The 442-nt window shown below is 47.5% G+C and carries 1 protein-coding gene and 1 pseudogene; both read left to right on the top strand.

Annotated features, from left to right (window positions below):
• Positions 1-22 precede the first annotated feature (22 nt).
• Positions 23-343, top strand: coding sequence for a co-chaperone YbbN (locus MZO40_RS17040; RefSeq protein WP_088770496.1), 321 nt, complete (start codon positions 23-25; stop codon positions 341-343).
• Positions 344-360: 17 nt separating this feature from the next.
• Positions 361-442 (top strand): annotated as a pseudogene (locus MZO40_RS17565) (metal-sensitive transcriptional regulator); the annotation flags it as partial.

Below are 442 nucleotides of genomic sequence, written 5' to 3'. Positions count from 1 at the left end.
ATGCACATCTGGAGGGGTTAACATGATTAAAGAAATTCATGATCAAGATTTTGCCAAAGAAACGGATACTGGGATTGCCGTCGTTGATTTCCGCGCTGACTGGTGCCCGCCATGTCGGATGATGGACCCAATTTTGAAGTCATTGTCCGAAGATGCCAACTACAAAGACAAGGTCAACTTTGTCTCATTGAATGTCGACAACGATAAAGAAATTGCGAGCCAATTCCAAGTTCAAGGGATCCCAACCTTCCTAATCAAGAAGGATGGCCAAGTCGTCAGTCATCTCGTGGGCGCGCGGCCAAAGCCAGCCTTTGAATCCGAACTACAAAAAGCACTCGATTAAGTCGATAGGAGGTCTCCATGGCAACGACCGAAGAATATGTCACCAGTAAACAAATTCAGACCCGTTTGAAGCGCTCCGCTGGTCAACTGGACGGCGTCT

The organism is Lactiplantibacillus sp. B652, assembly GCF_023806745.1.
Lineage (GTDB): Bacteria > Bacillota > Bacilli > Lactobacillales > Lactobacillaceae > Lactiplantibacillus > Lactiplantibacillus pentosus.
This window is presented reverse-complemented; position numbering and strand designations above follow the sequence as displayed.

Bases quoted from the DNA above. Each gene is read 5' to 3' on its own strand.
- MZO40_RS17040 (WP_088770496.1), top strand. From the start codon at position 23: ATGATTAAAGAAATTCATGATCAAGATTTTGCCAAAGAAACGGATACT.